General features: G+C 71.4%; 22 protein-coding genes. 11 read left to right on the top strand and 11 right to left on the bottom strand.

The features are described 5' to 3' along the window. Positions 1-54 precede the first annotated feature (54 nt). Positions 55-1056 carry a LuxR C-terminal-related transcriptional regulator gene (locus IE134_RS00445; RefSeq protein ID WP_126930838.1) on the top strand — a complete coding sequence of 334 codons (1002 nt, stop codon included), beginning with the start codon at positions 55-57 and terminating at the stop codon, positions 1054-1056. 55 nt (positions 1057-1111) lie between these two features. On the opposite strand, the gene IE134_RS00440 is transcribed toward IE134_RS00445, so the two are convergent. Next, on the bottom strand, positions 1112-2782 hold the full coding sequence (locus IE134_RS00440) for a fumarate hydratase (protein ID WP_097982708.1): 1671 nt from the start codon (positions 2780-2782) through the stop codon (positions 1112-1114). Between the two features lie 201 nt (positions 2783-2983). Here IE134_RS00440 and IE134_RS00435 point away from each other — a divergent pair, with 201 nt between their 5' ends. Beyond that, the gene (locus IE134_RS00435) at positions 2984-3679 is read left to right on the top strand and encodes a DUF1707 SHOCT-like domain-containing protein (protein ID WP_030711222.1); all 696 of its coding nucleotides are present in this window, start codon (positions 2984-2986) and stop codon (positions 3677-3679) included. A 165-nt stretch (positions 3680-3844) separates the two neighbouring features. Continuing rightward, a complete protein-coding gene (locus IE134_RS00430) occupies positions 3845-4216 on the top strand; it encodes a WhiB family transcriptional regulator (protein WP_010063348.1) in 372 nt (123 codons plus the stop codon). Between the two features lie 80 nt (positions 4217-4296). Here the strand turns inward: IE134_RS00430 and glpX are convergent, their stop codons facing one another. Next, positions 4297-5328 (bottom strand): class II fructose-bisphosphatase, encoded by a 1032-nt coding sequence (gene glpX, locus IE134_RS00425; protein WP_030115326.1) that lies wholly within the window; start codon positions 5326-5328, stop codon positions 4297-4299. 202 nt (positions 5329-5530) lie between these two features. Between glpX and IE134_RS00420 the strand changes: the two genes are divergently transcribed. Beyond that, the gene (locus IE134_RS00420; RefSeq protein WP_030711224.1) at positions 5531-6034 is read left to right on the top strand and encodes a DUF4245 domain-containing protein; all 504 of its coding nucleotides are present in this window, start codon (positions 5531-5533) and stop codon (positions 6032-6034) included. Between the two features lie 100 nt (positions 6035-6134). Here IE134_RS00420 and IE134_RS00415 read toward each other — a convergent pair whose 3' ends face one another. From IE134_RS00415 to IE134_RS00400, 4 genes are all read right to left on the bottom strand, one after another. Then, complete coding sequence (locus IE134_RS00415) at positions 6135-6725, bottom strand: malonic semialdehyde reductase (protein ID WP_030711226.1); 591 nt, start codon at positions 6723-6725, stop codon at positions 6135-6137. A gap of 161 nt (positions 6726-6886) precedes the next feature. Beyond that, the gene (locus IE134_RS00410) at positions 6887-7132 is read right to left on the bottom strand and encodes an exodeoxyribonuclease VII small subunit (RefSeq protein WP_030711228.1); all 246 of its coding nucleotides are present in this window, start codon (positions 7130-7132) and stop codon (positions 6887-6889) included. A 72-nt stretch (positions 7133-7204) separates the two neighbouring features. Beyond that, entirely contained in the window at positions 7205-8428 is a 1224-nt protein-coding gene (xseA, locus tag IE134_RS00405) for an exodeoxyribonuclease VII large subunit (protein WP_030711230.1), read from the bottom strand. A gap of 109 nt (positions 8429-8537) precedes the next feature. Continuing rightward, positions 8538-10037: an APC family permease gene (locus IE134_RS00400; protein WP_126930884.1), complete on the bottom strand. Its 1500-nt coding sequence runs from the start codon at positions 10035-10037 to the stop codon at positions 8538-8540. Between the two features lie 82 nt (positions 10038-10119). Between IE134_RS00400 and IE134_RS00395 the strand changes: the two genes are divergently transcribed. Further along, positions 10120-11109 carry a 4-hydroxy-3-methylbut-2-enyl diphosphate reductase gene (locus IE134_RS00395; RefSeq protein ID WP_179888324.1) on the top strand — a complete coding sequence of 330 codons (990 nt, stop codon included), beginning with the start codon at positions 10120-10122 and terminating at the stop codon, positions 11107-11109. 38 nt (positions 11110-11147) lie between these two features. Further along, positions 11148-11900, top strand: coding sequence for a polyphosphate--glucose phosphotransferase (ppgK, locus tag IE134_RS00390; protein WP_030711236.1), 753 nt, complete (start codon positions 11148-11150; stop codon positions 11898-11900). Positions 11901-12094: 194 nt separating this feature from the next. On the opposite strand, the gene IE134_RS00385 is transcribed toward ppgK, so the two are convergent. Further along, positions 12095-12670 carry a DUF6542 domain-containing protein gene (locus tag IE134_RS00385; protein ID WP_189429901.1) on the bottom strand — a complete coding sequence of 192 codons (576 nt, stop codon included), beginning with the start codon at positions 12668-12670 and terminating at the stop codon, positions 12095-12097. A 325-nt stretch (positions 12671-12995) separates the two neighbouring features. Between IE134_RS00385 and ychF the strand changes: the two genes are divergently transcribed. The 3 genes from ychF to IE134_RS00370 all read left to right on the top strand — a co-directional run bounded on the left by ychF (position 12996) and on the right by IE134_RS00370 (position 14940). Beyond that, positions 12996-14084 carry a redox-regulated ATPase YchF gene (ychF, locus tag IE134_RS00380; protein WP_126930836.1) on the top strand — a complete coding sequence of 363 codons (1089 nt, stop codon included), beginning with the start codon at positions 12996-12998 and terminating at the stop codon, positions 14082-14084. Positions 14085-14260: 176 nt separating this feature from the next. Then, entirely contained in the window at positions 14261-14545 is a 285-nt protein-coding gene (locus IE134_RS00375) for a hypothetical protein (protein WP_030711242.1), read from the top strand. Then, a complete protein-coding gene (locus IE134_RS00370) occupies positions 14527-14940 on the top strand; it encodes a DNA-binding protein (protein WP_098896021.1) in 414 nt (137 codons plus the stop codon). Before IE134_RS00375 ends, IE134_RS00370 begins: the two co-directional genes overlap by 19 nt. A gap of 168 nt (positions 14941-15108) precedes the next feature. On the opposite strand, the gene IE134_RS33975 is transcribed toward IE134_RS00370, so the two are convergent. Beyond that, positions 15109-15342, bottom strand: a complete 234-nt coding sequence (locus IE134_RS33975; RefSeq protein ID WP_229823265.1) for a hypothetical protein — start codon at positions 15340-15342, stop codon at positions 15109-15111. Positions 15343-15686: 344 nt separating this feature from the next. Here IE134_RS33975 and IE134_RS00360 point away from each other — a divergent pair, with 344 nt between their 5' ends. Both IE134_RS00360 and IE134_RS00355 read left to right on the top strand, forming a co-directional pair. Continuing rightward, positions 15687-16124: an NfeD family protein gene (locus IE134_RS00360; protein ID WP_030711246.1), complete on the top strand. Its 438-nt coding sequence runs from the start codon at positions 15687-15689 to the stop codon at positions 16122-16124. Positions 16125-16191: 67 nt separating this feature from the next. Next, positions 16192-17289, top strand: a complete 1098-nt coding sequence (locus tag IE134_RS00355; RefSeq protein ID WP_189429334.1) for an SPFH domain-containing protein — start codon at positions 16192-16194, stop codon at positions 17287-17289. A 153-nt stretch (positions 17290-17442) separates the two neighbouring features. Here the strand turns inward: IE134_RS00355 and IE134_RS00350 are convergent, their stop codons facing one another. From IE134_RS00350 to IE134_RS00340, 3 genes are all read right to left on the bottom strand, one after another. Then, on the bottom strand, positions 17443-17691 hold the full coding sequence (locus IE134_RS00350) for an SCO4226 family nickel-binding protein (protein ID WP_006127293.1): 249 nt from the start codon (positions 17689-17691) through the stop codon (positions 17443-17445). 73 nt (positions 17692-17764) lie between these two features. Continuing rightward, entirely contained in the window at positions 17765-20449 is a 2685-nt protein-coding gene (locus tag IE134_RS00345; protein WP_189429332.1) for a glycosyl hydrolase family 65 domain-containing protein, read from the bottom strand. A gap of 399 nt (positions 20450-20848) precedes the next feature. Further along, positions 20849-21961 (bottom strand): threonine synthase, encoded by a 1113-nt coding sequence (locus tag IE134_RS00340; protein ID WP_126930882.1) that lies wholly within the window; start codon positions 21959-21961, stop codon positions 20849-20851. Positions 21962-22153 lie beyond the last annotated feature (192 nt).

Here is a 22153-nt window from a genome sequence, read left to right as displayed (position 1 = left end):
AGCGCGGGAGCCGGGCGGGAGACTCCCGATTGCACAAAGGTAATCTGCATCCTTGTGAAGGACGATCATTCCCCCTCACCGGTATGTGATTGCCGTGAATCACCCTCGGACCGGTCGATACCGGAACAACCCTGCGAGGCGGCGCTCGCGACCTATCGCCGTGCGCTGACGGAGGGCAGCCTCCCGGCCGCCGCCGCACCCCCCTGCCTGCTCTCCCTGCATCTGCTGGTCGCCGACCAGGACTCGCCCGGCCACCTCATCCCCGTACCGCCGGAGACCGCCTCGTTCGCCGCGCTCGCCCCCATCGAGAGGGCGATCGTCGAGCAGCGCCGCACCCTGCGCTCCGCCCGCGCCACCCTCGCCGCCTTCGAGGGCCTCTACGCCGAGGTCCACCGGCCCGAACGCCCCGCCCTCACCCGGCTCTCCGGCAAGGCCGTCATCAGCAAGGCCCTGGACGCCGGGGTCAGCGGCTGCCGTACCGAGGTCCGCACCGCCCACCCCGGCGGCGGACGCCCCGCCCACGTCCTGGCCCAGTCCCTACCGCGCGATCTGAACAACCTGCGGCGCGGCATCCGGCAGCGCACCCTCTACCAGCACACCGTCCGCTCCGACCGCACCACGCTCGCCTACATCGAGCAGGTGACCGCCGAAGGGGCCGAGATCAGGACCCTGCCCGAGGTCATGGACCGGTTCATCGTCTTCGACCGGGACCTCGCCTTCATCCCGTACTCCGACGAACCGCACACCGCGCTGCGCGTCCGGCACCCGGCGCTGGTCCGCTTCCTGGTCCGCCACTTCGACGAGGCGTGGTCCCGCGCCGTCCCCGTACGCCCCGAACGCGCGCCGCTGCGCACGCCCGTCGTCACCTCCGACCTCCAGCGCGCGATCCTCCAGGCCGTCGTCAACGGCGAGACGGACGCCGCGATCGCCCGCCGGATCGGCATGAGCCGCCGCAGCGTCGCCGAGCACATGCGCAAGGTCTCCGAGCAGCTCGGCAGCAACAGCCGGGCCCAACTCGGCTATCTGGTCGCGACATCGGGCCTGCTCGACGACTGAGATACGCCGCAGGGGCCCACCCTGCACGGGCGAGCCCCTGCGCACACGTCATGGGTCAGGCCAGGCCCGGCCCCCGCACCGGAATGCTGGTGAACGTCGGAGCCGGGGCGGGCTCGGTGAAGAAGTCGTTGCCCTTGTCGTCGACGACGATGAACGCGGGGAAGTCCTCGACCTCGATCTTCCAGACCGCCTCCATGCCGAGCTCCTCGTACTCGACGACCTCGACCTTCTTGATGCAGTCCTGGGCGAGCCGGGCCGCCGGGCCGCCGATCGAGCCGAGGTAGAAGCCGCCGTGGGAGCCGCAGGCATCGGTGACCTGTTTGCTGCGGTTGCCCTTCGCGAGCATCACCTTCGAGCCGCCCGCCGCCTGGAACTGCTCCACGTAGGAGTCCATCCGGCCGGCCGTCGTCGGACCGAAGGAACCGGAGGCGTACCCCTCGGGCGTCTTCGCCGGGCCCGCGTAGTACACCGGGTGGTCCTTCAGGTACTGCGGCATCTCCTCGCCCGCGTCAAGGCGTTCCTTGATCTTGGCGTGCGCGATGTCACGGGCCACGACCAGCGGGCCGGTCAGCGAGAGCCGGGTCTTGACCGGGTACTTCGTCAGCTCGGCCAGCACGTCGTCCATCGGCCGGTTGAGGTCGATCTCCACGACGTCCCCGCCGGCCTCGTCGAGGTGCTCGTCCGTGGTGTCCGGGAGGAAGCGCGCCGGGTCCTTCTCCAGCTGCTCCAGGAAGACGCCCTCGGCGGTGATCTTCGCGGTGGCCTGGCGGTCCGCCGAGCAGGACACGGCGATGGCGACGGGCAGCGAGGCGCCGTGCCGGGGGAGGCGCACCACGCGCACGTCGTGGCAGAAGTACTTGCCGCCGAACTGCGCGCCGATCCCGATCTTCTGCGTCAGCTCGAAGACCTTCTCCTCCAGCTCCTTGTCCCGGAAGCCGTGCCCGGTGGGGGAGCCCTCGGCGGGCAGCTCGTCGAGGTAGTGCGCGGAGGCGTACTTGGCGGTCTTCAACGCGAACTCCGCCGACGTGCCGCCGACCACGATCGCCAGGTGGTACGGCGGGCAGGCCGCGGTCCCCAGCGAACGGATCTTCTCCTCCAGGAACTTCATCATGGAGGCCTCGTTCAGGACGGCCTTCGTCTCCTGGTAGAGGAACGACTTGTTGGCCGAGCCGCCGCCCTTCGCCATGAACAGGAACTTGTACGCGCCGCCGTCGGTGGCGTACAGCTCGATCTGCGCCGGCAGGTTGGAGCCGGTGTTCTTCTCGTCCCACATGGTCAGCGGGGCCATCTGCGAGTAGCGCAGGTTGAGCTTGGTGTACGCGTCGAAGATCCCGTGCGACAGGGCCTCCTCGTCACCGCCCTCGGTCAGCACGTTCTGCCCGCGCTTGCCCATGACGATCGCCGTGCCCGTGTCCTGGCACATCGGCAGGACGCCCGCGGCGGCGATGTTCGCGTTCTTCAGGAGGTCCAGCGCCACGAACTTGTCGTTGGAGGACGCCTCCGGGTCGTCGACGATCCGCCGCAGCTGCGCCAGGTGGGCCGGGCGCAGGTAGTGCGAGATGTCGTGCATCGCCTCGGCGGCCAGCGTGCGCAGCGCCTCCGGGTCGACCTTGAGGAACGTCCGGCCGTCGGCCTCGAAGGTGGAGACACCCTCGGCGGTCACCAGACGGTACGGCGTGGTGTCCTCCCCCAGGGGGAGCAGATCGGAGTACGCAAACTCTGCCATGACGGCCATTCCTCACTCGGCGACAGCGGCTGACCTCCCTCGGGCAGCGCGTCCACCAGGGTAGAACGCCGCCTTCGGACGGATCCTGTGAGGTAAGGCTCACCTGGACCCGGGCCGGGCGGCCGGGCGCGCCGGCCGGAGGCGGGGGCGCGCCGGTTGGAGGGGTAGTCGCGATCTATCGCGTTTGGGTACGCTGGGCCGGTGGACCTAGAGAAGCAGCCCCAGCAGCCCTTCACGCCGGCCGTCCCACCACCCGCCGAAGTCCTGAACGGCGACGAGATCCGCGCCTCCGACGCCGACCGCGACCGGATCGCGGACATCCTGCGGGAGGCGATGGCCGAGGGCCGTCTGACGGCGGACGAGCACGCCGAGCGCGTGGACCTGGTCTATCGGGCCAAGACCGTCGGCGAACTCCAGCCGCTCGTCCGGGACCTGCCCGCCGCCTCCGGTTCCACCGCGCAGGGCCCGGGCCCGCGCCCGTACAGCTACGGCCCCGAGGCCCCGGAAGGTCCCGCGGACAATCTCGTCGCGGTCTTCAGCAGCTCCGTCCGCAAGGGGCGTTGGCGGGTCGGCGGCCGGACGAACGCCTTCGCGCTCTTCGGCAGCGTGGAGATCGATCTGACCGAAGCGCTTTTCGGCCAACGCTTCACCGTCATCAATGCGACGGCCATCTTCGGCAGCGTCGAGGTCCGCGTGCCGGAGAACATCTCCCTGCGCGGCAACGGCACCGGTGTGTTCGGCGGTTTCGAGGTGAAGTCGCTCGAATCCGCCGACCCGGAAGCCCCGGTCGTCGTCGTGAACGGCTATGCCGTGTTCGGGAGTGTGGAGGCGAAGCCGAAGCGGGGAAAGTTCGTCGCGGATCTCCAGAGGCGGCTGCGGAAACATCTGGGCCACTGAATACGGCATCACGGGCGACCTCCGATAATCGGCCAGAATGCCGCGGGGGCGCATTGCGGTGAGTCGCGCGCCGGTGCCACTCAGTGCATAGGCGTACGCACAGCGGGTAGGGAGTGCTGCATCGACTCTCGCTCGCGAAGCCGTAGCCGTCGTCAGGAGTAGCCCGTGCTGCAATCGCCGCATCAGCCTCTGCAGGTCGCCGCCGTTCCGGCCCAGCGGACCCCCGCCCGGGAGGACGATGCGGGCCCCTGGCATTCCGAGGCGGCCTGCCGCCGCGACGAGGCGGGCCTCTTCTTCGCCCCCTCCAAGGAACCGACCGCCGCCCGGCTGGCCCGCGAGGAGGCCGCCAAGCGGGTGTGCGGCGGCTGTCCGGTCATGATCGAGTGCCGGGAGCACGCGCTGATGCAGCCCGAGCCGTACGGGGTGTGGGGCGGGCTCACCGCGGCCGAGCGCCGGGTGGCGCTCGCCCGGCGGCGACGGCGGGACATCGAGATCAAGGCCGCGACGACGGCCGAGCACATAGCCGCGGCAGGCTGAAGGCGTACGCGAAGGGGGTGCGGGGAGCGAATCGGCTCCCCGCACCCCCTTCGTGCGCTCTGCGCGCCCCTGGCCCTCGGCTACTTCGCGCGGTCGAAGTCGATGGCGCTGTAGGCGCGCAGCTTCGACAGCCGGTGGGTCGAGGAGATCGACCGGATCGTGCCGGACTTGGACCGCATCACGATCGACTCGGTGGTCGCCGTCTCCGCGCGGTACCGCACACCGCGCATCAGCTCACCGTCGGTGATCCCCGTCGCCACGAAGAACACGTTGTCGCCGCTGACCAGGTCGTCGGTGGACAGCACCCGGTCCAGGTCGTGGCCCGCGTCCAGCGCCTTCTGCCGCTCCGCCTCGTCCTTGGGCCAGAGCTTGCCCTGGATGACACCGCCGAGGCACTTTATGGCGCACGCCGAGATGATGCCCTCGGGCGTTCCGCCGATGCCCATCAGCAGGTCGACGCCGGTGCCCTCGCGGGCCGCCATGATCGAGCCCGCGACATCGCCGTCCGAGATGAACTTGATCCGCGCGCCGGTCTCCCGGATCTCCTTGACGATGCCCTCGTGCCGGGGCCGGTCGAGGATGACGACGGTGACGTCCTCGGGCGTGGAGTTCTTCGCCCGCGCGACGCGCCGGATGTTCACCGCCACGGGCGCGTTGATGTCGACGAAGTCCGCCGCCTCGGGCCCCGTGACCAGCTTGTCCATGTAGAACACCGCCGACGGGTCGAACATGGCGCCGCGGTCGGCCGCCGCCAGCACGGCGATGGCGTTCGGCATGCCCTTGGCGTTGAGTGTGGTGCCGTCGATCGGGTCGACCGCGATGTCGACCTCGGCGCCGGTGCCGTCGCCGACCCGCTCGCCGTTGAACAGCATGGGGGCTTCGTCCTTCTCGCCCTCGCCGATGACGACGACGCCGTTCATCGAGACGGTCGAGACGAGGGTCCGCATGGCCTTCACTGCGGCGCCGTCGGCGCCGATCTTGTCGCCGCGGCCCACCCAGCGCCCGGCCGCCATGGCAGCGGCCTCGGTGACCCGGACCAACTCCAGGGCCAGGTTGCGGTCGGGGGCCTCCGGGGAGACCTCCAGTTGGGACGGCAGATGATGCTCGGACATCGGAGCGCACCTTTCTGTACGGCGACGACCGGATATGAGGGTGCTGCGACTCTATCGGTAGGTCGATAAAATGAGCAGTGCGGGTCACGCATGAGCACTCCGGAGTCGCCGCCCCCGACCGGCACCCTGCGGCCGGGCGTGTCAGGCCGCGTGCCACCATGGACCCGTGGCAAGCAAGCGAGGCAAGCAGACAGTCCGGGACATGTTCCTGTCGACTTTGGTGATCGCCGCCTGCGCGGGGGTCATATACCTCTTCATCCCGAAGGACGAGCACGCCGACCCGATCAAGGCGGTCGACTTCACCGTGGAGCTGGCGACGGTACGGACCGACGCCCCCTACCCGGTGGCCGCGCCGGAGGGCCTGCCGGAGAAGTGGAAGGCGACCTCCGTCCGCTACGACGAGGCCGAGGGCAAGGCCTGGCACCTGGGCTTCCTCGACGCGGACCGCAGGTACGTCGCGGTCGAGCAGTCCACCGCCGCCGCGCGCACGTACGTCCCCGAGGTCACCCAGAAGGCGAAGGACACCGGCCGGACCGAGACGGTGGCGGGCAAGCAGTGGCAGGTCTGGGAGGGCGACAAGTACGACGCCCTCGTCCTGCCCGGCAAGGGCCACACCACGGTGGTCACCGGCTCGGCGCCGAAGGAGACCCTGGTCGAGATGGTCGAGGCCCTGAAGACGACGCCGCCCGCCACGCCGGCCTCCTGACGCGCGGCCCGCGCCGACTCCCGTACGCGAAGGGCCCCGGAACACCAGGTGATGGTGTTCCGGGGCCCTTCGCGCGTGACGGTGACCGTGCGACGGAGGCTCAGACGGTCGTGACGACCTCGTCGAAGGAGAGGCGCGGGCTGCGCGGGAACCAGGCGTCCTCGCCCGGCTTGCCGATGTTGACGACCATCAGCGGGGTGTGGTCGCCGTCCAGGAACTCCTTCTGGATACCGGCCGGGTCGTAGCCGGTCATCGGGCCTGCGGCCAGACCGGCGGCGCGGACGCCGATGATGAAGTAGGCGGCCTGGAGCGCGGCGTTGAGACCGGCGGCCGACTCACGGACCGGGCGCTCCGCGAAGAACATGTCCTTGGCCTGCGGGAAGTGCGGGAGCAGCGCCGGAAGCTCCTCGTGGAACTCGTTGTCGGCGGCCAGGATCGCGACCAGCGGGGCCGTGGCGGTCTTCGGGCGGTTGCCCTCGGCCATGTGCTGCACCAGGCGCTCGCGCCCCTCGGCGGAGCGGACCAGGACGACACGCAGCGGCGACTGGTTGAAGGCGGTCGGGCCGAACTTCACCAGGTCGTAGATCGCCTGGACCTGCTCGTCGGTCACGGGCTCGTCGGTGAAGGTGTTGGCGGTGCGGGCCTCGCGGAAGAGGAGGTCCTGAGCGGCGGGGTCGAGAACGAGAGACATCTGGTGCAAACCTTCCGAACGAACGCGGTGGGGAGAGCTCGAAGGTACGCCAGAGATAGGTTAACTTTCAACTAAAACCGGAATGGAGTGATCCATTGCACACCCTTGCATGATGCAGCTAACTGGTGCGGGCCCGGTCGGAGGTCTTCCCGGGGCCGGGCTCAGCCCTCGTCGTCGCCGCCGTCCTGCGGGCGGGCGAGGGCCGCGTCCAGCCGGGCGCGGGCGCCCTCCAGCCAGTGCCGGCAGACCTTCGCCAGCTCCTCGCCCCGCTCCCACAGGGCCAGCGACTCCTCCAGTGTCGTGCCGCCCGCCTCCAGCCGGCGCACGACCTCGATCAGCTCGTCGCGCGCCTGCTCGTACCCGAGCGTGCCCGTGGCGGCAGCGGCCGCCGTACCCTCGTCCGTCATGTGATCCACCCTAGATGTGAGCTGTTACGTCATCGTGGGAACGGCCCCGGCCCCGGCCTCTGGTCGGCCGGCTCATCCGTCCCCGTCCCGGTCCACCCGCACCGTGAACTCGCCCTCCGACACCCGCGCCCGCAGCGGCTCGCCGGGCGCCCCCGCCTCGTCGGGGGAGCGCACCACATGGCCGTCGGGCCGCTGGAGCACGGCGTAACCCCGCTCCAGGGTCGCGGCCGGCGACAGCGAGACGACCCGGGCGAGCGTGTGCGACAGCTCCGAGTCGGCCCGGTCCAGCAGATGGCCCAGCACCCGGCGGCTGCGCCCGATGAGCGCGTCCACCTCGGCCTCGCGCTCGTCCACCAGCCGCTGGGGCCGCTCCATCGCGGGCCGGCCCAGCGCGTGCGCGAGCCCCCGCTCCTCCCGGTCCAGCAGCCCCCGTACGGTGCGCAGCGCCCGGTCCCGCAACTGCTGGACGCGCTCCAGTTCCTCGCCCACATCGGGCACGACCTTCTTGGCCGCGTCCGTGGGCGTGGAGGCGCGCAGATCGGCGACCAGGTCCAGCAGCGGGGAGTCCGGCTCATGGCCGATCGCGGAGACCACCGGCGTACGGCAGGCGGCCACGGCCCGGATCAACTGCTCGTCGGAGAACGGCAGCAGATCCTCGACGCTGCCGCCGCCCCGGGCCACCACGATCACGTCGACCTCGTCCAGCGCGTCCAGCTCCTCGACCGCCTGCACCACCTGGGCGACCGCGTTCACCCCCTGCACGGCGGTGTTGCGGACCTCGAAGCGCACGGCGGGCCAGCGGCGGCGGGCGTTCTCCAGGACGTCCCGCTCGGCGGCGGAGGCCCGCCCGCAGACGAGCCCGATGAGCTGGGGGAGGAAGGGGAGCGCCTTCTTCCGGTCCAGCGCGAAGAGCCCCTCGGCGGCGAGCGACTTCTTGAGCTGCTCCAGCCGCACGAGCAGTTCACCGATGCCGACCGGCCGTATGTCGGTGGCCCGCAGCGACAGCTGCCCCCGGGGCGCGTACCACTCGGGCTTGGCGAGGACGACGACGCGCGCGCCCTCCGTCACCACATCGGCGATCCGGTCGAAGACCTGCCGGAAACAGGTGACGCTCACCGAGATGTCGTGGGACGGATCGCGCAGCGTCAGAAAGACGACCCCGGCCCCCGGCCGCCGCGACAGCTGGGTGATCTGCCCCTCCACCCAGATGGCGCCGAGCCGGTCGATCCACCCCCCGATGAGCCGGGACACCTCGCCGACGGGCAGCGGCGCTTCCGCGGACGTGTTGAGAGCCATACGGGCGAGCGTATCGGCACCCACCGACAGGACACCGGCCCCGCGCTGAGGCCCGGCCCGGGCCTCAGCGCTCAGCGGCAGCGGGCCTCGGCGCTCGGCAGACCCGGCCTCAGCGCTCGGCAGCGCCGCGCCCACCGGGTCCGCCGGGCCGACCGGGCCCACCGGGTCCGCTGGTCCCCCCACGTCCGCCGGGCCCGCCCGGCCCCTCGGCCCCGCTCTGCCGCCCCGTGCCCTGCACCGCCAGCACCACGAGCCCCACCCCGAGCCAGCAGAGCCCCACCACCTGGGCGGAGGTCGTCGCCTCCACGATGACCGCGACCAGCACCCCCGCGCCGACCACGGGCACGAGGACGTGCCGCCACCACACCGGCGGCCCCGCCATCCGGCGGATGACGAACCAGCCGACCACCGACGCGTGGAGCAGGATGAACGCCGTCAGCGCGCCGATGTCGACCACCGAGACCAGATGGTCCAGGCCGTCGTCGCGCCGGGCCGCCCACACGGCGGCCACCAGCGTCACGATGCCCGCGCCGAGGATCGCGAGGCGCGGCACGCCCGACGTCGGGTCGACCTTCGCGAGGAGGCGCGGCAGCCGCCGCTCCCGGGCCATCGCGAAGACGAGCCGGCCGGCGGCGGCCTGCCCCGCCAGCGCGGCGAACGCCGCCCCGATCGCCTTGCTGACCGCCACCAGATCGTGCAGCCAGGTCCCCACCGAGGCGTCCACCGCGTCGTAGAACGCCGACCCCTGCGCCGCCGGGTCCGCCGCCAGCTCGGCCGAGCTCATCGGCTCCAGCAGCGCCGCCAGATATGTCTGCGCCACGAACAGCACACCGGCCAGCACCAGACAGAACAGCACCGCCCGCGCCACCTTCTGCGATCCACCCGTCACCTCCTCGGCGAACGAGGCGATGGCGTCGAAGCCCAGATACGACAGCACGGCGATCGACACGGCTCCCAGCACCGCCGCCATGGAGAACGCGGTGTCCCCGGTCAGCGGCGTCAGCCAGCCGCGCTGCGCCCCGTCCCGTACGAGGACGACCACCGCCGCGACCACGAAGACCAGCAGCACCACGATCTCCATCGCCAGCACCGCGAAGCCGACGCGGGCGGCGGCCCGGACGCCCCACAGGTTGAGCAGGGTGGTCACGAGCACCGCGATCGCGGTCCACACCCACCGCGAGACCTCCGGGACGAGGGCGTTCATCGCGATCCCGGAGAAGAGGTAGGCGACGGCGGGGATCAGCAGGTAGTCGAGCATCGCCATCCACCCGGCGATGAACCCCGGCCCTTCCCCGAGCCCTTTGCGGGCATACGTGAAGACCGAACCGGCGAAGGGGGCGACCCGCACCATCTGGGCGTAACTGAAGGCGGTGAAGCCCATGACCACCGTGGCCACGATGTAGACGAGGGCGACCGCGCCGTCGGACTTCGCGTCCAGCGTGCCGAACACGCCGACGGGGGCCATCGGGGCGATGAAGAGGAGCCCGTAGACGACGAGGTCCCGGAACCCCAGGTTCCGCCGCAGCCTGCCCGGCTCCGCACTGCTGCCCGCGCTGCTGTCCTTACCGCTGCCGAGACCGCTCTCCGACACCGGGTCACCACCCTCCATCACCATCGGCGATTCCTGACACACGCACCGCGACCAGTGTGGCGATCAGGCCGTCCTCGCGCCTGTTCGCCACGGCCTTACGATGGGACGCATGACTGCAACGCCTGCCCGCCGTGTCCTGCTCGCCGCTCCCCGTGGCTACTGCGCGGGCGTGGACCGTGCCGTGATCGCCGTCGAGAAGGCCCTGGAGCAGTACGGGGCCCCGATCTACGTCCGCCACGAGATCGTGCACAACAAGTACGTCGTGCAGACCCTGGAGAAGAAGGGTGCGATCTTCGTGGACGTCACCGCGGAGGTGCCCGAGGGCTCCATCGTGATGTTCTCCGCGCACGGAGTCGCGCCCACCGTCCACGCGGAGGCCGCCGAGCGCAAGCTCGCCACCATCGACGCGACCTGCCCGCTCGTCACCAAGGTCCACAAGGAAGCCGTCCGGTACGCCAAGGAGGACTACGACATCCTCCTGATCGGCCACGAGGGTCACGAGGAGGTCATCGGCACCTCCGGCGAGGCCCCCGACCACATCCAGCTGGTCGACGGCCCCGAGGACGTGGCGAACATCGAGGTCCGCGACGAGTCGAAGGTCGTCTGGCTCTCCCAGACCACGCTCTCCGTCGACGAGACGATGGAGACGGTCGGGGCCCTCAAGTCGAAGTTCCCGAACCTGCTCTCGCCGCCCAGCGACGACATCTGCTACGCCACGCAGAACCGCCAGATCGCGGTGAAGAAGCTGTCCGAGGACGCCGAGCTGGTCATCGTGGTCGGCTCCAAGAACTCCTCGAACTCCATCCGGATGGTCGAGGTCGCCCTCGACGCCGGAGCCGACGCCGCGTACCTGGTCGACTTCGCGAGCGAGATCGACGAGGCGTGGCTGGAAGGCGTGTCCACGGTTGGCCTGACCTCCGGCGCCTCGGTCCCCGACGTCCTGGTCGACGGGGTCATCGAGTGGCTCGCGGAGCGCGGTTACGAGGACGTGGAGACGGTGAAGACGGCCGACGAGTCGATCACCTTCTCCCTGCCCAAGGAGCTCCGCCGCGACCTGCGCGCCGAGGCCGCCGCCCTTTCCGCCGAGTAGCCGCGCAAGGGGCCCGGCCTGCCCGTACCGTGGGTTCCATGGAGATCTTCGGCGTGGACATCGGCGGATCCGGGATCAAGGGCGCTCCCGTGGACCTGGACCGCGGAGACCTGGCGCGGGAGCGCCACAAAGTGCTGACACCGCACCCGGCCACGCCCAAGGGCGTGGCCGACGGCGTGGCGGAGGTGGTCGGCCATTTCGACTGGTCGGGCCCGGTCGGCATCACGTTCCCGGGGGTCGTCACGGACGGCATCACCCGCACCGCGGCCAATGTCGACAAGGGCTGGATCGACACGGACGCCCGCACCCTGCTGGCCGAGCGGATCGGTCAGCCCGTCACCATCCTGAACGACGCGGACGCGGCCGGGGTCGCGGAGATGACCTTCGGCGCCGGCAAGGGCCGTACGGGCACGGTCATCCTGCTCACGTTCGGTACGGGCATCGGCAGCGCGGTCTTCACCGACGGCAAGCTCGTCCCCAACACCGAGCTCGGCCACCTGGAACTGCACGGCCACGACGCGGAGAAGCACGCCTCCACGAAGGCCAAGGAGGACGAGGACCTGAGCTGGCAGCACTGGGCGCACCGTGTCCAGAAGTATCTGCTGCACGTGGAGATGCTGTTCTCGCCGGAACTGTTCATCATCGGCGGCGGCGTGAGCCGCAAGGCGGAGAAGTTCCTGCCCCTGATCGAGAAGGTCCGTGCGGAGCTGGTCCCGGCGCAGCTGCAGAACAACGCGGGCATTGTGGGGGCGGCGATGGCGGCGGCGGGTTCGGCGCAGGGCAAGGGCTGAGCGGGGCCGGGGAGCGGGGCGTCCGGGCTGAGCGGGGCGGGCAGACCGGGTCCGGGAAGTGGGGCCGTCGGACCTCAGGGCCGCTGAGGCCGACGGGCCGAGAGGGCGGAAACACAGGCCAGGGCAGGCCGGGCCGCGAGGGCGGAAGCGGCAGGCCAGGGCACGCAGGCCCGGGGAGCTGGGCCGGTCTGACCTCAGGGCCTCTGCGGTCGCCGGGCCGCAGCCCCGGCTGTGCCCGCCCCGGCCCGTACGGGCTTCGCGCCTGACGGGGAGGCGGCGGCTGCGGCCCGGGGCGTGCGCTCACCGGCGGGGCCGCGCCCCTGGGCCAGGACGTACCGCCGCCGGGCCCGCATCAGCCGCACCTTGCGCACGGTGGCGATGACGCCCGCGACGAGGGTTCCGCCGTACAGCCAGCCGGCGTGCACGGCGAGGGCGGTGACCAGGCCCATGACCTGCCCGCCGAAGCCCTCGGACCCCCCGGAGATAGGGAAGACCCCGACGGCGAAGGCGATCGGCACGCTGATCGGCGCGGTGACGAGGTCGGCGGGCCGGACCCAGAGGGCGGTGAGGGCGCTGACGGGCAGGAAGAGCAGCCCGTAGACGAGCTCCGAGCTGTCGAACAGCAGCCGGTCTACGCAGGCGAGCACGAACATGGTGAGCGAGGCGAACAGCCCGGCCCCGATCCCGGTGAGCCGCGGATTGGGGAACCGCCGCAACGCGAGGACGACGGGCGGCACGCTCCGCACGCTCCGCACCCGTACTCGGTACACGGCGGAACCACCCGGCGCGGGCGGGGCGGGCGCGGCCTGCGGGGGCTGCCGACGCTGCGGGGGACGTGTCCTGTGCTGCTCCACCTCCACAACGTAGGTCGCGGGGGGCGGGGAATCAGGCGTTGGACACGCGCTTTGGCCGACCTTGGGGTTGCGTTCGATGCCACACGGCCGAAAGCCGTCACTGTTCGGGCCCGTGGGACAGGCCCGTAGACTGGAGAATCGGTCCACTACGGGGTCCCGGCCGACCCGGCCCGAAACACAGAGCCGGACCGGACGCCTTGTCCCCCTGCCCCGCCCCGCCTCACTCCAGGAAGTCGCCAAAGTGTCGCTCACGATCGGAATCGTCGGTCTGCCGAATGTCGGCAAGTCGACCCTGTTCAACGCCCTGACCAAGAACGACGTGCTGGCGGCCAACTACCCGTTCGCCACGATCGAGCCGAACGTCGGCGTGGTCGGCGTCCCGGACCCGCGCCTGGACAAGCTCGCGGAGATCTTCAGCTCGCAGCGGCTCCTCCCGGCGACGGTGGACTTCGTCGACATCGCGGGCATCGTCCGGGGCGCGTCGGAGGGTGAGGGCCTGGGGAACAAGTTCCTGGCGAACATCCGCGAGTCCGACGCGATCTGCCAGGTCATCCGGGCCTTCAAGGACGAGAACGTCGTCCACGTCGACGGCAAGGTCTCGCCGAAGGACGACATCGAGACGATCAACACCGAGCTGATCCTCGCCGACCTCCAGTCCGTCGAGAAGGCCGTCCCGCGCCTGACGAAGGAGTCCCGCCTCCAGAAGGAGAAGGTCGCGGTCCTCGCCGCGGTCGAGGAGGCGAAGCAGATCCTGGAGACCGGCCAGACCCTGTTCGCCGCGGGCATCACGGCGGCCACGGAGAAGGGCAAGCTCCTCCACGAGCTGCACCTCCTCACCGTCAAGCCCTTCCTGTACGTCTTCAACGTCGACGAGGACGAGCTGGTCGACGAGGACTTCAAGAACGAGCAGCGCGCCCTGGTCGCCCCCGCCGAGGCGATCTTCCTCAACGCCAAGATCGAGTCCGAGCTGATCGAGCTCGACGCCGACGAGGCCCTCGAACTGCTCCAGTCCATGGGCCAGGAAGAGCCCGGCCTCGCCACCCTCGGCCGCGTCGGCTTCGAGACCCTCGGCCTCCAGACCTACCTCACGGCAGGCCCGAAGGAAGCCCGCGCCTGGACCATCAAGAAGGGCGCGACGGCCCCGGAGGCGGCCGGTGTGATCCACACCGACTTCCAGAAGGGCTTCATCAAGGCGGAGATCGTCTCCTTCGCCGACCTGGTGGAGACGGGTTCGGTCGCCGAGGCCCGCGCCAAGGGCAAGGCCCGCATGGAGGGCAAGGACTACGTCATGCAGGACGGGGACGTGGTGGAGTTCCGCTTCAACGTGTAGTGGGTGACACCGCAGCACGTCGCTGATCTGTCGGACATGCAGGTCAGAGAGGGCCCGGCTCCTTGAGTCGGGCCCTTGGTTCTCCGTGCTGGGACTTGCGCGGGCCGGACGCTGACCGAGCTTTGAAGGTAGTGCGGACGTGGCGCTTTTCCTACTCGTTTGACACAATCGGTGGCATGGCTGAGGCGACGTACAGCATTGGGGAAGGGCCGGCGACGCGGGTGAGCTTGTCGCTGCCGGAGGGGACCGCGGACGCGATCCGGGCGCGGGTGGGCAAGCGGGAGTTCTCCGCGTTCATCGCGGAGGCGGTCGAGCGTGAGCTGCGCGGGCAGCTCCTGGACGAGTACCTGGCGGACTACGAGAGCCGCAAGGGGCCGGTATCCGAGCCGGCTCGTCAGCGGGCGCGGCAGGTCTTCGACGAGGTGTTCGCCGAGGAGGCCGAGTGGCCCGCCGCAGGCTGAGTCACGAGGGGACGCTCGTCCTCGACAGCGAGGGAGTCTCGAAGCTGCTCGCTGACGAAGAACAGGTGGTGGCTCTGATCGCTGAGGCGCGCTCGCGTGGCATGGAGGTCGTGATCAGTGCGCTCACCATCATCGAGGCCGTCCACGCCCGTACGAACACGTCACGCCTGAACTGGGTGCTTTCCGGGCTGCGGGTCGTCCCGGTCGGTGACGAGGAGGCGAGGGCTGCCTCGAAGTTGCTGATGAATGCCGGGTTGCACGGACACAAGTACGCGATCGATGCGGCCGTCGCCGAGGCCGCGCTGCGACAGCACCGCCCCGTGGTCATGCTGACTTCCGACATCGACGACATGGCCAAGCTCTGCGGTGGCCGGGTGCGGCTAGTGGGGATCTGAATGCGCTCGACTACGTCGAGGCTGCGGGTTGCGCCAGGTCGGCCTCGTCGCCGCAGAGCCGGAATGCGAGCTGCCGCTACCGCGGCGAGCGTCCAGGCGTTGGTGGACTTCCTGGACGCGGGCCCGCGACAGCCAATCGCCTGGTACTGATGTCACGTGCCGGCTTCCCTATGCGGGGCCACTCGGAAACGGAAGCTCGTACGGCAGGTGATCGTCGTCCGGTACACGCGGTACGTAGTCGAACGAGCCGTTCCAGCCGTAGCCGATCGGCGCCGCCGAGGACTCCTCCGCCGCACCGGCCGCGCGATGGGCTGCCGTCGGACGCAGGGACAGTTCCAGCCGTACGCCACCGGATTCCTCGCCCCGGGCCTGTGCCGTGCAGTGTTCGGTCGCGTGGCCCATCCACTCCCCGGTGTGCCCCCGGAACTCCAGTTCCGCGCCGCCGAAGCCTCCCGGCCTCCTCGACCGCCAGTGACCCCCGGCACGTGTCGGCGGGGTCCGATTCCTCGTCCCAGGGGCCGAAGCCCCAGATCAGCCCGCCCGTAACCAGCGCCAGGGCGAGCGCCGAGACCGCCGCCCTTGTATCCACCGCATTCCGTTCCATCCCCCGACGTTCCGGTGTGTCCCGGCACGTGGGTCCTGGCCCCCGTTCACGCGTCCCGATCGCAGATCGGGCAAGCCGGGCGGTTCCGGCCACGGTCCGAAGGGGTACTACCTGAGTAGGTCCCCTTGGGGAGGCTGATTCGATGCCGTGGTTCGCATGGTTGCTCGCCGCCGCGGCGCTCGGCGCTGCGGAGTTCTTCACCCTGACGCTGGTCTTCGGGCTGCTGGCCGGCGCGGCAGTGGTCGCTGCCGTCGTGGCCGGGGTGGGAGTCGGCCTGCTCGGTCAGCTCGTGGCGCTCGGGCTGGCGGCGGTAGCGGGCCTCGCCCTCGTCCGCCCCATCGCGATGCGGCAGCTCACCCAGGGGCCTCTGACCCGTGACGGCAGCGACGCGCTGATCGGCAAGCGCGCGGAGGTCGTGCAGGAGGTCACCGCGACCCATGGCCTGATCAAGCTCTCCGGTGAGGAGTGGACCGCCCGCGCCCTCGACGAAAGCCATGTGATCCCGGTGGGAGCGCTGGTGGACGTCATGGAGATCGAAGGCGCCACAGCCGTCGTGTATCCCCGCGAGCTCCTTCCGTGATCGGTTGAACACGTAGCGCTGAACCCCCGGCGCCGCGCCCGTAGCGAGCAGCGATGGAGGCAGAAGCATGGATCCGGTGGTCATACCGATTCTCGTGGCGGCGCTCGTCGTGGTGTTCCTCGTGGCGGCCACTGTGCGGATCGTTCCGCAGGCGCGCCGCTACAACATCGAGCGGTTCGGCCGGTACCGCCGAACCCTCCAGCCCGGCCTGAACTTCGTCCTGCCGGTGGCGGACCGCGTCAACACCAAGCTCGACGTGCGTGAGCAGGTGTATTCGTCCGACCCCAAACCGGTGATCACCGAGGACAACCTCGTGGTCAACATCGACACCGTGCTCTACTACCAGATCACCGACCCGCGGGCCGCGGCCTACGAGGTCGCCGACTATCTGCAGGCCATCGACCAGCTCACCGTGACCACCCTGCGGAACGTCATCGGCTCCATGGACCTGGAGGCCACGCTCACCTCGCGCGAGGAGATCAACGCCCGGCTCCGTGCCGTCCTCGACGACGCGACCGGGAAGTGGGGCATCCGGGTCAACCGGGTCGAGATCAAGGCCATCGATCCGCCGAACACCATCAAAGAGGCGATGGAGAAGCAGATGCGGGCCGAGCGTGACAAGCGCGCGGCCATCCTGCACGCGGAAGGTGAGCGGCAGGCCAAGATCCTCACCGCGGAGGGCACGAAGCAGAAGGACATCCTGGAGGCCCAGGGCACGCAGCAGGCCATGATCCTGCGGGCCGACGGTGAGTCGAAGGCCGTGGAGCTCGTCTTCCAGGCCGTCCACCGCAACAACGCCGACGCGAAGGTCCTGGCGTACAAGTACCTGGAGACGCTCCCGCATCTGGCGCAGAGCGACAACAACACCTTCTGGGTGATCCCGGGCGAGCTGACCGAGGCGATCCGCACCGTCACCACCGCGTTCGGCGACCAGTCGGCCGGGGCGGGTCTTTCGGCGTCCGCGGAGCGCGAGGACGCGACCGCCGATGTCGCGGACAGCGACAAGGACGGCGTCGGCGCGCCGGAGATCGAGCCGAACTCGACCCTCGCGCTGGACGCCGTCGCCGCCGCCGACGAGGCAGCGAAACAGGCCGCCGCCGCGGTGAGCGACGCGAAGGCCGAGGCGGAGGCCGCGGGCGAGACCCGGCTGCCGGGGCGGCGGTAGGCCACCGGCGCCTGAGCACCACGTGCCGCGGGCCTCTCGAAGTCCTTCAGGACTTCGAGAGGCCCGCAGGACGTGCGAAGTCCTCCAGCGGCCCCTCGCCCGCGCCGCGCGCACCGGTCCTACCGCCGCCCGCGCCGCGCGCCCTGCGCCCCGTCACACCGCCAGCGGTACCGCGTGGATCTCGTCCGCCGTGTGGCCCGCCCGTTCGTGGATCCGCTGGACGGCGTCGGCGGAGGGGGCGGTGGACAGGCAGTAGACCGTGCCGGATTCCGGGTCCGCCCAGGCGCGTTCGAAGTGGACGCCCTCCTCCTTCTCGATCGCCGTGTCGGCCGCGTGCGCTTCCTTCAGCTCCGCTGCCGTGATGCCCTTCATGCCTCGGTGGACATCCATGTACATGCCCATGACTCGTACACCTCCGGATGTTCGGTTGTGGCCCCTCTTCCATGCTGCACCCGATGCCGAGCGGGGGCGCGTCCTACCGCCCGTCCGTCTCCACCCGCAGTTCGGCCACTCCCGCCGGCTTCTCCGGGTCCGCCGAGCGAACCGTCACCCGGACCTTTCTGGCCGTGTCACCCGCCAGGAAGGGACGCCAGAAGCGGCCGTCGAGCGAGGTTTCCAGCGTGTGGGAAGCGGGCGGTACGTCGCTCCAGCGCGGGGTCACCGCCGTGATCCGCAGCGGGCGCGGGCCCAGGTCCACCGTCAGGGAGCCCGCCGCACCGTCGGGGGACCAGGACGTCGCCGGGCTCCCGTCCACCGCCGCCTCCGCGTACAGGCCCGGGGCCTCGGAGGTCGCCGTCACCGGGCGGCAGCGCGCCGCGTCGGCCGTCGGGACCAGGTCCGGGCGGCGGGTGGGCAGGGTCAGCATGGAGGTCAGGCGGCGCGGCCCCTGTGCCGTGTGGACCGTGAACGGGGTGCCCGAGATCAGCCGGACCGTGGTCGTCCGGGGCCCGATCCCGACCTCGTACGCCGCGTCCCGGAACCGCAGGCCCTTCAGCGTGACGCCCTCGTGCAGCTGGGGCGGCAGCGTCGGGTCCAGCCGTACGCCGTCCTCGCGGAGCCGGAGCCCCGTCAGGCCGTGCGTGAACACCTGGAGGAAGCCGCCCTTGCCGGTCAGGAAGTCGTCGGCGGGGAAACCGGACAGCGGGTCCTCCGAACCCGCCTTGTCGCCGCGCGCCTCGGAGAACAGGTCGTACGGGCCGCGCATGAACGGGCGTACCGAGCGCTGGAGATACGTGTACGCCGAGCAGCCCGGCTCCCCGATCGCCGCCGCGTCGATCGCGTGCACCGAGTCCGTCATCGCCGGGCCGTCCGGGTCGGTGCGGGCCGCGTAGTAGTCCAGGGTGGCCGCCGCCGCGCCCGGCTCCATCGGCCACTCCAGGGGGTACGTGAGCAGGACCGTGTCCGCCTGCTTGATCGTGGAGCCGTTGTAGCCCGCGTACTGGAGGAAGACCTTCTTCTCCGCGTCGTACGGGATACGGAGACGGTCCGCGACCCGGTTCCATTCGGCGGGCGGCTTCCGGCCGAGAATGCGGGCCGCGCGGGTCGCGTTGCGCAGGGCGGTGGCGGCGACCGCGTTGGTGAACACGCCGTCGTCGACGCCGTTGCTGTACTCGTCGGGCCCCGCCACGTCGTTGACGGAGTAGCTGCCGTCCGGGTTCGCCGTGGCGCGGGACCGCCAGAAGTCGGCGATGCCCTTCAGGAGCGTCCAGCCGCGTGCCGCCAGCCAGTCGCGGTCGCCGGTGGCGAGGTAGTACTGCCAGACGGCCAGTGACACATCGCCCTGGAGGTGATTCTGGGTCAGGCAGTGCGGCGGGTCCACGCTGTGGCACTCGGAGTCCAGCCGGCCCCGGCTCGCGCTCGTCCAGGGGTAGAACAGGCCGTCGTGGCCCAGCTTCCCCGCGTTCGCGCGGGCCGCGCCACGGGTGCGGTAGCGGTACTCGACGACCGAACGCGCCAGCTCCGGGCGGGTGGCGAGCAGCCCCGGGAACATCCACGTCTCGGCGTCCCAGAACACCAGGCCCGCGTAGTTGTCGCTGGTCAGACCGGCCGGGGCGATGCTGTCCGAGGAACCGCGCCGGGTGTTCGCCAGCAGCCCGTACTGGGCGGAGCGCAGCCAGCCCTGCAGCTCGCGGTCGCCGGGGACCAGGACATCGGCGGACCATGCCTCGCGCCACGCCGCCTCGTTCGCCGCGAACACCCGGTCCCAGCCGCGCCGGGCGGCCCGGTGCGCCGCCTCGCGGGCGTCCTCGGCGGGGGCACGGGAGGTGAGGGCGGTGTCGACGCCGACGTACTTCTCGAAGGTGTACGTCCGGTCCGCGCGGACCGGGGTCGCGCGGGGGGAAGCACCCGGGCGCAGGGTCTCGACGACGCCCGAGCCGCGTCGCATCGCCTGCGCGACCGCCCCCTCGACGTTCGTGCCGAGCGTGCGGAACGTGCCGTTCTCGCGGAGCGTGATCCGGCGCGCGCCCCGCTCGTCGAGCCGGCCGGTCACGGTCGCGGCGCCGCTCCAGCGCGGGGTCATCCGCAGGCGTACGGCACCGGTGTGGACGTCGGAGCGGTCGGCCAGGACGTCGTAGGTGAGGTCGGTCGCGCGGCCGTCCCCGGTCGTCCACCGCAGGGAGGTGCGCACGAGGCCGCAGGAGAGGAAGACGGTCTGCCGGTAGTGCGAGATCCGGCCCGCCGGGGTGTCCGGGCCGAGGGTCTCCTCACCGACGCCCACGTCGATGCCGGTCCAGCTGGGCAGCGCGGCGACCGCCTCCCGCCCCTCGGCGACGGCCGGGTCCGCCGCGTACAGCCCGGAGACGAACGCGCCGTCGTAGCGCGGGGTGTAGAGCGGCCAGCCGGTCTTCTCCCCGGTGGCGGCGTATCCCGCGCCGGTGGGCGGGACCCGGTGGCCGAGGTAGCCGTTGCCGACGTACGGGTCGTAGCCGTCGGCCTCCCCGAAGCGGGTGGAGGACGGCGCCCAGGCGCGGTCGGAGGCGTTCCCGCAGGCGGGGGGACGGCCGCCGGAGCCGGGCCCGGGGGAGTCGGACGGGCGGCCCTGGCCGGGCGTCGGCACGGGGTCGGGCCCGGCGGCCGCGGCGACCGGCGGCAGCGGGGCGATCAGGGCGGCGACGACCAGGGGCGCGAGGGCGAGGGCGGAGACGCGGGGGAGGCTCACGGTACGAAGGTAGGGAGACGGCGGTGGGCTCGGCGGCCACGGCACGCACAGCCCTCGCACGGGGCGCCCGCCTGCCCGCCGGATGGAGCAGATCCGGCCACCGGGGAGGCCTCTGCGGCGGCGGTCGGGAGCCCTTGGCCGCCATGGCGGGGGTAGGCCCCTCGGCCGCCGGACCGCGGTCACGCCGGGCCGGTGCCCCGGGCCGCCGTTCGCCGCCGGACCGCAACATGCCGGGACCCGCACCCGCCACCGGGGAGGGCCTTGGCCGCCATCGGCGGATGCCCGTCGGCCGCCGGACCGCGGCCACCTCGGGCCGCCGCCGGGCCGGGACCGCACCGGCCACCTCGGCCACCTCGGGCGGCCGGGCCAGGACCGCACCGGCCATCGCGGGAGGCCCCCCTACCCCGCCATCCCCGTCTTCAGCCCCGCCCCGCACAGCGGCACCACCACGCTGCCCCGCACGGCCTCGCCCCCCTCCCGTACCGCCGCCCAGCAGGCCACGCCCGTCGTCTCGACGTAGAAGCCGCGTGCCGCCAGGTCCCGTTGGGCCTCGCGGATGCCGTCCTCGGGGACCGTCAGGAACGTGCCGCCCGAGGCGCGTACCGCCGCCAGGATCTGGCGGGCGCGTGGTGGGCGGGGGATGGCGATGCCCTCCGCGAGCGTGGGGGCGGCCGAAGTGGCCGGGAGCAGGTCGTCCGCGCCCGCGTGGAAGGCGGCGGCCAGCGGGGAGACCGCCTCCGCCTGGACCGCGAGCAGGCGGGGACGTGTCTCGATCAGGCCCAGCGCGTGCAGTTCGGCGACCGCCAGCGCCGCGCCCAGCAGCAGGGTGCCGTTGCCGACCGGGACCGCCAGCGCGTCCGGCAGCCGGCCGCCGAGGTCCTCCCAGAGCTCGTACACGTATGTCTTCGTCCCGTGCAGGAAGTACGGGTTGAAGACGTGCGAGGCGTAGAAGACCCCTGGTTCGTCCGCCGCCGCGCGGGCCGCCAGCGCGGTCGCCTCCCGGCCGCCGGGGACGGCCACCAGGCGCGCGCCGTGGGCCCGGATCTGCTCGGTCTTCTTCGCCGACGTGCCCTCGGGGACGTACACCGTGCACGGCAGTCCGGCCCGCGCGCAGTACGCCGCCACCGACGTGCCCGCGTTGCCCGTGCTGTCCGCCACCACCCGGTCCGGGCCCAGCCGCCGGGCCAGCTCCGCCAGCATCACCGCGCCCCGGTCCTTGAAGGAGAGCGTCGGCATCAGATAGTCGAGCTTCGCCGAAACGGTGTCCGTGAGCGGCACGAGAGGGGTGCGGCCCTCGCCCAGGGAGATCGCCGAGGAGTCGAGCGGGAGGAAATCCTTGTAACGCCACAATGAATCGATCCGGCCGGGAAGCGCGTTCACCCCGACACTCCGCGCGGGGGTGAAGTCGAGATCCCAGGGCCCTCGGCAGACCGGACAGCACCAGGTCAGAGCGGTGATCGCGGATCGCGTCCCATCCACTGGACAGTAATAGATCGTCATGTCCGCCAGCATGTCAGGCATATGGCAGGTGAATGGCGGGCGTATGGAACACCCCAAGGCACCCTTGTGAGTTCGCCATGGATCGGTCAATCTTTCGCTGGCAGCAGGGCATGCCGCTCACCGGACGAAGCCGAACGTGGGGCGTTCCGATGGCTGATTTGTCATGCCCCTGTCGGGAGTCGGTCGTGCGGCTCCGGCACCACC

The sequence above is a fragment of the Streptomyces rubiginosohelvolus genome (genome assembly GCF_014649875.1).
GTDB classification, from domain to species: Bacteria; Actinomycetota; Actinomycetes; order Streptomycetales; family Streptomycetaceae; genus Streptomyces; species Streptomyces rubiginosohelvolus.
This window is presented reverse-complemented; position numbering and strand designations above follow the sequence as displayed.